Source organism: Citrobacter sp. L55, from assembly GCF_002850715.1.
Classification (GTDB): domain Bacteria; phylum Pseudomonadota; class Gammaproteobacteria; order Enterobacterales; family Enterobacteriaceae; genus Citrobacter; species Citrobacter braakii.
Genome location: NZ_KZ559426.1, coordinates 19343 through 28412 on the forward strand (window position 1 = coordinate 19343; position 9070 = coordinate 28412).

Consider the following 9070-nt stretch of genomic DNA (forward strand, 5'->3'; position numbering starts at 1 on the left):
CTTACTCCTCTTCTGGCGAACTGTCCTCCTGTTCCGGCGTATCTGCCTGCTCAACCTTCAGGGCTATCTGATCCCGCAGGTCATCGATGACTTTTTGAACCCGAACGACAGCTGCAGGCGTCATCGCGCAATCACGTTCAAGAATATCCGGCAGCGTTTCCAGCACCTGAACGACGGCTTTTGCCATTGATGAAAATTCTCGGGTCACTGTCGATGCCGGGATTAACTCACCTGTTTCCTGCTGGAATTTAAGCCTCTCGCGTTCAGACTGAAACCACGCCTTACGATCCGGCGGTAACATCTTATCGATATCCACCAGCTCGGGTGCCGTGGTTCGGCCCAGCAGTTCCCGGAGAATATCCACGACAGAATAAAGCTTGAGACGAGAATTACTGCCCGGAGCAGGCTCAACGTTATTCAGCCTGCTGGAAATCGTCTGACGATGAAGGTCGGTCACCGCTGCAAGTTGATTGATGTTGAGGCGAAGGTTTTTCAGTTCGTTATCCATGATGATGAACAATATTTAACCATTTCGACATCGTGAATAATTTCACGACTGAAATATCAACAAGTTAAGGGAATGATGATGATGCCGATAAAATGCAAAAAACCAGCCGTTTTCCGCGTGTCCCCGCCCCCTCGGTGTTCAGAATCGCCAGGAGGACCCGTACAAATGATAATTAGTTTCAATTGCAGTAATAAATAGCGAGCAACAAAAAACCGCCCTAAGGCGGTTACTTCGATTCAAAGACAAACCTTGTCGTCATCATTTCATCCAGCTGTTGCATCAACGACGACTTGTATCCGTTACCTTTAATGTACCTTTCAAAATCACCCTCAAAAACTACCCAGTCTTTCGACAACTTTGTGTTATCAAATAAGTGCTCAGTTGCAAGCCATGAAGATCGGCAGCTATCAAAAATGCTTAGCAACTCGTCAAACCTACGCACGTTCTGCTCTCCAATTTCGATTTGCTGATTAATAAGGTCTACATCTTTAAATAACCATTTCGCAATAACTTGCTCACGCTCCTGTTCCAGTTCGTCTGGATCAATACTGAGTGGCATAAATAATAGGGCTGTTTTTAACTGCTTAATCGCATTTCTAAAGTCCAGTTTTACTTTAGTTTTCTCTTGATCACGCCATGTAGACAACGCTTTGTACGCAAAGCAGAGCGTTACAATAGTAGTCACTACACTTACAGATGCCACAACCATTGACCAAAAGGCCCATTCAGCTGCGGCACGGTTAGCTACTAACGTTTGATAAGCAATGTAATTTGCGTCCATTTCCACCTCATATCATCAATGAGATAATTGTAACGAAAAGCATTATCGCAGGCACTCAATGAACGCATGCTGTAATGCCCATAATGACAACAATAAAAAAACCGCCCGAAGGCGGTTTGGGTCAAAAACTTGCTATTTTTCCAGAGCAGATTGAATAGCATCTGCTAATTTTCCTATTCCATCAGCAGTTTTGGCTAAATCTTCGTTAACTCTCGATACAGTAGACTGATGATAGTTTCCGACACTTTGTTTTGCGATTTCCAACGCTGCTTGTACAGCTAATAACCGCTTCCGCTTGTTAACAAAAGCTTCGCCGCTATCACCATCATTATTGAAATAACCATCCAACATTTCATACACTCCTATTAACCACACATTTAGTGGCATCTATTTAACTTGGGGCATACTTATAGTTTTCAAGTAAATAAGCATCATTCATACCCTTTGTTGTTTGCCTCCCTCACCGAGTCGTAAATGCGCTCACACGTCATCCCGGCACGGTAGCGTTCGTCAGCGATTTCAGCATATCGTTTAGCTTCTGCTGCAATATCTCCGAGCATGTTGGCGAGCATTCCTGCAGTGGTGTCGGTTGTTTTGCTTCTGATGGCAGCGGCAAGATCTGAGGTGTGCTTTGCGGCGTCCAAGCGGGCGACAAGCTTTGTTGCTTCGGTACGCAACTGGATAACAGTGGCAGACAGACCAGCAACAGTGGCAGCAGATTTAGCAGCTTGTGCTTGTGCATCTTTTACAGCCTCATCACGGGCAATTATGCGCCCTTGTTCAATCATGCGGGCTGCGGTCTGTGCATTCGCTGTTTGCGATGATTCAGCGCTATCACGTTCCGCCCACTCCTTTTCCCAACCTCGGTTACTCCATACGTTTCCCGCGATGAATGCGACAGCCGCCAGCAGCGAAATGGCAATAAACCTAAAGCACAGGCTCACTGGTCTATCCCCCAGCACGCCAGCGCGCTTTCCTGGTCTCGCCTTTCTACCTGCCCATAGCAGCCGTTTTTCTGGCCTTTGGTCAGACGACAGTCGCGGCCACCGTCTTTGATCCACCAGCGGATCGCTTCACAGGCGCCTTTACGGTCGTCAGCATTAATACGCTTATAGAATGTGGACGGGAAACATTTCCCGGGGCCGATGTTATATGGGCAGAAAGATGCGATCCCGGCTTTCTGCGCTTCGGTCAGTGGTACCTTGATATTTCGCTCAACCCATGCCAGTGCCTTGTCGCGTTCTATAGCGTTCACCTGAGCGCATTTCTCAGAAGACAGCTTCATGCCCTTAACTACTGGCGTACCATCAACCATCGTGGCGCCGCGGCAAATCGTCCAGAGCCCTCCGCCGTCGCGATATACCGTAAGGCTATTACCCTCTTTCTCATCCAGAAACTGATCGAGAATCACGGGCGCGGAAGCCCCCGCAAGAATTAAACCAACGACCGCTGCACTCAGTTTATTCTTCAGCTTTGGTGACATTACCATTAAGCCGGTCCTCCCTTTCCTTTTTCCTGTAATACCAGTTCACTGCACAGGTAATAACAGTGCATGCGATACCGACAATAATTGCCCAGTCGCTCAGGCTTAACCCTGCAATTCTGTCGGCCAACATCCAGGACACCTCTTTTGCTGTTTTAGCTGTTTCGGCATATGCCTTCGCTGATACACCGCAGCCGGTCAGCGTGGTTCCTGTTCCATATGAAAGTCTGCTGTAAATGGTGCTCATTCTGGTCATAGCCTCACCTCCGATTTTTCGGATGGCGCTGTGTGATGAAAGGAGGATCAGGCTTCACGGGCTAGATTTATAACAATGCGTATCGAGGATGATTCCCGTGAGCCTGAAAAAGTAAAGCCACCATATGGTGGCCTTAGAATGCAAAAAACCCCGCCGAAGCGAGGTTTCAAATGTTTATTTGGAACTAACTAGTTATCTTCATGACAACCTGACAAGAGATCATCAGCAGCATGCACGCTTTTTACCATCATCTGGCGTAAGCTTGATGACTACTCCAGGATTCTTGCGTTCTAACATCTGAGTTTGGCTCCATGAAATGCCGAAAGATTCCATAGGAGATGCGTTACCAGCAAAGAGTTCGGCAACGACTTTAGCCGCATCGATCTCGATCTGCTCATGATGTTTCATTGAAGTCCCCTCTATGCAGCGCTAGGCTGTGATTGCTTCTTTTGAAGCATACAAGCAACCAAGTTGGTCACTTGAAAATGTATAAATTAAAGCGTAGTGCATTTTGATGTATCTTGTGTGGGCTCAGATTGCATCAACTAAATGTGGTTTTCAATACTTTTATGATAAACCGAGTCAATTTAAGAACACCACTCACACTACTTAACCGAAAAGGTTTTTCTAAGCACCATAGCGCAACCTCCTCGTTCGTAATCCGAAATGTATTCAAAACCACTTTCAGTATAGTACCTCATAGCGCCATCAACTGGACTGACTAAAGCTATCGTATCAATAGTTTCGCCTTGATGATTGAGGAATTGTGCGTATGCAGAGAAGCAATCCAAAACGATACCCAGCATCTGATGATCTAGGTCTTCATGAGCATCGTTACGCTTTTCCATCCAGCAGATATGTACAGCCTGTTTAGGCTTGTAGTAACACCCGAATGCAAATCCGATTGGCTCACCACGATAGTATACAACCAGTTTAATCGGATGTTCTTCCATCATATCAATGAACACACGCGACTTAAGCCCGGGATCCCAGCGCAGCTTGTTATTTGTTTTAAGAAATTCCATATCTTTTAGGATCAGCTCGTCTGCATATACGAGTTCCAGCGACTTATGCGGAAAGCGTCCTTTCAAATGTTCTGCAACATTTTTGAATACTGCTGTTTGGAAGGCTTGGAACATCATGTCGATCCAGACAAGGCGAAAACCCAAATTTTACCTATTCGATAGCCTGTTTTTCAATGCCATATGAGTAAAATCCGAAAAAAACCCGCTCGGTGGCGGGTTTATTAACTCTGAACATACAATGCCCATCGTTAATGTCAAATATACACAAAAACGGCAACATTGCAAACATCATGACGCTAAATTACGCGATATTTATCACATCTTCACTTTTAGTAACCCGATTCAGCTGAGAGCTTGAATAACTCTCCTCCTGGAAGCATTTGGTCACCAGGCTTTCATAGAATGGTTTCCAGCTATAACGCCATGTCCGGTCTGGCAGACTGGGCAACTCGGAAAAAACACCGCGATAGGCAACCGATGATTTTGGCCTGCTGTATCCCCGACCTTCACAGCGCTTACATTCTTTGTAAACCGGAACTCCCTGCAGTTCTGTCGCTTTACGGTCAATCGTCTTACCTGTGCCGCCGCACCGGCATCGCTTACTTAACTTTCCGGTGCCATGGCAGCGGGAACATAACGTTTGATCAGAGTCAGTTACATCGCGCTTTACCTCAAAGTCAGATGGTGACTGTCTCAGGTCTTTTGCCCATTGTGGCAATCGCATTGTGTAATGGCTTTTAGTCACGGTTTTAGTGGTTGTAAGCAACCCTTTACCACTACATTTTGGGCATGCCACGCTATCAGCTGCTGATGAGGAATAATCGTTATAGGCAAACCGGGCAAGGATACGCATGCAGAGGGGAAACTTTTTCCCTGATGCTTTGCGAATCGCCATGGGCGCATGCTCTTTAGCGTACTCCGTTAGCCAAGATATTGACGCCTCCCTGTCCTGGCTGCTGATACCAGCTTTACCCAGGAACATAGCCAGCCCGATGCCCGCATCAGTCTGAGTCATCCCCAGTGCAGCCATTACATCAGTCACAGTAAGTTGTTCACTTGCTGTCGCTCTGCTGGTATCTGAGATGTGCATGCCTTTAGGCGCAAAAAACTTTAAAACATTATCCAGATTCATACGGTCTCCATACTTCTTAAGCTGTCGCAATTACGCCGATCGCCAGCGCCCGATCCATAAAACGCAGTAGCAACTCAAGCTGCGTACCATGCTTCTGCTCGAATGCCGGTACATCGGCGTGTAGCTCATCGTGGCACTCTCTGCACAGAGGAATCACGAAGAGGTCATGGGCTTTTGTTGCTGTACCACCCATACCGTGCCCTACGATATGGTGCGGATCATCTGCTGGCCGTCGGCAACACTCACAGGGTTGTGTTTTAACCCAGCGGGTGTACGTCTCATTTACCCAGCGGCGACGTTTGGGCCTGAGCATGAAAGACTCTGGCGATTCCGGATCAACAGAGAGCGTGAGGATCTTCTTCGCCTTCTCCTGCACGAGGCTGGCTGCTGACACGGAAGGCACAATGTCGCTTTCCCTCATAACAGAGCGGATCTTCTCATCCGGAAGGCGTAGCCCCTTATGCGCAACGCTTTCCGGTATAACATCAGCCAGGTCGTTCCTGACCAGCCACCAGCACAATTCCGGCAACGTCAGAACATGCGACTCGGGAAAACCAGAATCGCGACGAATAACTTCCAGAATCCAGGATACCAGGTTTCCTGCCGCTATACCTGCAAGCTGTTCTGTATGCTGCCCGGACAAAGTGTGATCGCAATGCCAGCACAGACGAATACTTCCTGGCTCGTGCCGCATTGTTGTGAAGTTCTTGTCGTGCCACGATGAATGGAGCCACTGGCATTCAAACCGAGAACTCAGCCACTGCTCAAGGGAAGGAAGCCCGCCGGCACGCTGAATAACCCGTTCATTCTCGAATACCTGCCGCATTACAGGATCATCAGCCAGCGGCTGAATGGCTGCCGGAACAGCCCCGGTACTGAATGACGCCATTTCTTCTGGTTCAGGCTCGAGCAGAACGCGACCGCGCATGAAGAGATGCATCAGTTCCGCGCCGGGCCGAAACAACACAATCCCCATACGATGTGCTACTTCAGGAGTTAACAAAGCCCTCACGCCGCCTGTCCCCCTGCAATATGTTCAGCCCACAAACCACCAATCCAGCGTACCCCCTTGGCAGTGAAACGCGTCTGGCTGAAGGCGTGATTGGATGTACTCGATGTTCCCGTCTTAACTTCAAATCTCCCCGAGGAAATATGCTGCGCCATGGGGGTAAGTGTGCCGCCGAGGCGATACAGGATATTGCGTTCAATAAGGAACAGGCGGAACTCAGTTTCTTTTGCGTTAAGCAATTTGGCTACCTGCCGGAATGACATGGAGCCTTTTGCAGAGCAATAACGATCAACAAACTCCACTTTTGGCGCCGCGGCTGCCAGTTGGATGGTCAGTTGCTCTTTCTGCTCGGCTAAATCAGCAGCCAGGCGAAGCGCTTCCGGCAATGAGCGGGGAACACTGACACTCTGCCCTTCTTCCAGTTCCTGCCAGCGATCGACGACCGCGGCGGTAAATTCAGGAGACAATCTGGCAACAATCACCAGAGAGTCGCGTTTGTTAAAACGATACTCCTGGTACACATTACCGTTATGCTCAAAATCGAACTGCGCCAACGGCGCGGTTAAAATTCCCGCAGCAACAAGACGCTCAGCCGAGCGTTTCACGTCACTGTGTTTACTTTGAACCAGATCCGCAATATCACGGCTGGACATTGTTACTACACCATTCACGATTAACTGGCTCATACTTTTCTCCATATCAGGCGGCTGCACCCGCCGGTTCATATCTGCTGATCGTTATCTCTACCCGACCTTTCGGCACAACGGGTCCCCATTCCACCAGCATGCGCTTAATCTGGCTGTCGTCTTCCCAGACACCCGCATGCGTCAGCGCGTCAAACAGGGCTTTGTTGTAATTATCGATATCCCGACGGCGCGCATCCGGCGGGTACAGAGTGATTTCTACCGCTGCCAGTTCAGTCGATGGCTTCGGGAGACGTCGTAATTGCTCAATGATCGCCACGCAGGCAGCGCTCTGGTATTTACGACCATCAGCGCTAATGAGGTGACGACCGGCCAGCGGCCCCTTGTTAGGGGCGCGCCAGTAAGTGTTCACGCTCGGAGGGAACGGGAGCACAAGTTTCATGCCACCTCCTGCTGTTGCACTGCACACAGTTCCGGAAGATTTGCCTCCACCAGCGCCCTGGCGAATGGTGGTGGTACCGCATTACCGCAGCGGGCTACCTGCTTATCTTTTGCATAGCGATTTCCACGGTAGTCCTGATCAATAACGTAACCATCCGGGAAGCNGGTACCGCATTACCGCAGCGGGCTACCTGCTTATCTTTTGCATAGCGATTTCCACGGTAGTCCTGATCAATAACGTAACCATCCGGGAAGCCCTGCGCTTTGTAGAGTTCATGCGGCTGCAACATGCGCATTCCGATATCAACGATCTGGTATTTAACCCCATCGATCGTTACCAGCCATTCATCGTCACTTTCCCCGCAATACGTCTCGAGAAATGTGCGTACCTCACCCACGTGCTGGCCGCCAGCAGTGATTGTTGGCATTGGCACATCAAGGCGTTGCCCGTCGCGGCATGTTCCACGCAGTTTCACCAGATGAGAGGCAACTACCGCATGATGGTCAACGGTGGTCACTGAGTGCGCTGGTTCATCCATACTGACACCCGGCCCCGTATAGTTACCGCCGTAGTGTTTCGCCAGGAACGCGCTCACCGTCGCAAATTTATTTCCGCCTGCAGTAACGGTCCCCAGCGGGTTATCCAGTCGCAGCACACGCGGTTCTTGTCCTGGTCGTTCGCCATAACCCATCTGAATCAGCGTAGGCGTTACCAGTTGAGATTTACCGCCACCACCAGCGGTGATGGTTGCGCTCGGTTCGTCTGCACGGTGGCCGACGCTGGCCCCAAACTGGCGGGCTATCACTGGCGCAACAAGACAGGCTCGGGATTGCTTCAGAATGGTATGAGCAGGTTTATTCAGCGGGCGCGGTTTAGCCTGGTATTCACTACCACCATTACCCGCCAGGAATGGTGTCAATGCAGCCTCAACAATCCCGAGTGCATGCCCGTTCCCGCCCGGGCGTTTTGACGTGCCAGCGGTTACCGTCGGAACAGGTTCGGTAACGGGCTGCCCGGTTGCGCCAGTGCGGAATTTTGTAAGGTGTGGAACTGCTAACGCGTAGCCGAGTTTTTTAGTAATGGTCTGTAATGGCTCATTCAGCGACTGTCCGCGAAAAGCGTCATACGCATTTTTTGAGCTCGTGTGGTTGCACTTCACGATAAACGGCGACGCACTTTCGATAACAAAGCGCTGTATGCCGCGCGCGATCCGCTTCAAAGTGTTCTCCGCCAGCGGTTTTTTGCGGTCGAAGATGGACAGGGCCGGAACATTCCAGTCGATACATTCCGCCGCGGTACGCCATGGCATCAGCCTGCCGCTCTGCACCTCCAGAGACTTGGGATCCCCATGGGTTACAACAGGCCACTGAATAGGGCAACCATCGCAGCGCATAACCATGAAGAAGCGTTTGCGGATCGTCGGCGCGCCGTAATCACACGCGCGCAGTTCGCGATAATCAACATCATATCCAAGCCCTTCCACCAGCTGTTTGGCCTGCGTGCTGCCAGGATCAATAGCAAGAAATTCGCAGACCTCTGCCAGTGCCGGGTGATCGGCAGGAATGCCAGTGGAAAGCATGCCGACAAAAGCATTGAATGTTTCGCCAGTGCGGGCAGGGTCTGGACGCATTTCATCGGCCAGCAGCGGTCCCCACGTTTTAAACTCTTCCACGTTCTCCAGCATCATCACGCGCGGTCGTTTCGCCAGTGCCCAACGCAGAACAATCCAGGCAAGACCGCGTATCTCTTTTTTCACTGGCTTCGCGCCTTTTGCCTTCGAGAAGTGTCGG

General features: G+C 50.1%; 13 protein-coding genes. All 13 read right to left on the minus strand.

What is annotated here, in order from left to right:
* Position 1: 1 nt before the first annotated feature.
* The gene (locus tag B9P82_RS26560) at positions 2-508 is read right to left on the minus strand and encodes a DUF1441 family protein (RefSeq protein ID WP_047358011.1); all 507 of its coding nucleotides are present in this window, start codon (positions 506-508) and stop codon (positions 2-4) included.
* 226 nt (positions 509-734) lie between these two features.
* The gene (locus B9P82_RS26565; RefSeq protein ID WP_101701297.1) at positions 735-1289 is read right to left on the minus strand and encodes a hypothetical protein; all 555 of its coding nucleotides are present in this window, start codon (positions 1287-1289) and stop codon (positions 735-737) included.
* A 132-nt stretch (positions 1290-1421) separates the two neighbouring features.
* Complete coding sequence (locus B9P82_RS26570) at positions 1422-1640, minus strand: hypothetical protein (RefSeq protein ID WP_047357966.1); 219 nt, start codon at positions 1638-1640, stop codon at positions 1422-1424.
* Positions 1641-1720: 80 nt separating this feature from the next.
* The gene (locus B9P82_RS26575; protein WP_101701298.1) at positions 1721-2233 is read right to left on the minus strand and encodes a DUF2514 domain-containing protein; all 513 of its coding nucleotides are present in this window, start codon (positions 2231-2233) and stop codon (positions 1721-1723) included.
* Positions 2230-2778, minus strand: coding sequence for a lysozyme (locus B9P82_RS26580; RefSeq protein ID WP_101701299.1), 549 nt, complete (start codon positions 2776-2778; stop codon positions 2230-2232). Before B9P82_RS26580 ends, B9P82_RS26575 begins: the two co-directional genes overlap by 4 nt.
* A complete protein-coding gene (locus B9P82_RS26585) occupies positions 2750-3028 on the minus strand; it encodes a phage holin (protein WP_003832349.1) in 279 nt (92 codons plus the stop codon). Before B9P82_RS26585 ends, B9P82_RS26580 begins: the two co-directional genes overlap by 29 nt.
* 222 nt (positions 3029-3250) lie before the next feature.
* The gene (locus B9P82_RS26590) at positions 3251-3436 is read right to left on the minus strand and encodes a hypothetical protein (RefSeq protein ID WP_048220754.1); all 186 of its coding nucleotides are present in this window, start codon (positions 3434-3436) and stop codon (positions 3251-3253) included.
* Positions 3437-3633: 197 nt separating this feature from the next.
* Entirely contained in the window at positions 3634-4170 is a 537-nt protein-coding gene (locus tag B9P82_RS26595) for a hypothetical protein (RefSeq protein ID WP_225280721.1), read from the minus strand.
* A gap of 184 nt (positions 4171-4354) precedes the next feature.
* Entirely contained in the window at positions 4355-5185 is an 831-nt protein-coding gene (locus B9P82_RS26600; RefSeq protein ID WP_101701300.1) for an antitermination protein, read from the minus strand.
* 16 nt (positions 5186-5201) lie between these two features.
* A complete protein-coding gene (locus B9P82_RS26605; RefSeq protein ID WP_101701301.1) occupies positions 5202-6197 on the minus strand; it encodes a DUF968 domain-containing protein in 996 nt (331 codons plus the stop codon).
* Positions 6194-6880 (minus strand): phage antirepressor KilAC domain-containing protein, encoded by a 687-nt coding sequence (locus tag B9P82_RS26610; protein ID WP_101701302.1) that lies wholly within the window; start codon positions 6878-6880, stop codon positions 6194-6196. The genes B9P82_RS26605 and B9P82_RS26610 overlap by 4 nt, the downstream gene beginning before the upstream one ends.
* A gap of 13 nt (positions 6881-6893) precedes the next feature.
* Positions 6894-7280 carry a RusA family crossover junction endodeoxyribonuclease gene (locus B9P82_RS26615; RefSeq protein ID WP_003034741.1) on the minus strand — a complete coding sequence of 129 codons (387 nt, stop codon included), beginning with the start codon at positions 7278-7280 and terminating at the stop codon, positions 6894-6896.
* Between the two features lie 94 nt (positions 7281-7374).
* On the minus strand, positions 7375-9070 hold a 1696-nt coding region (locus tag B9P82_RS26620), incomplete at its 5' end, for a DNA cytosine methyltransferase (protein WP_371412095.1).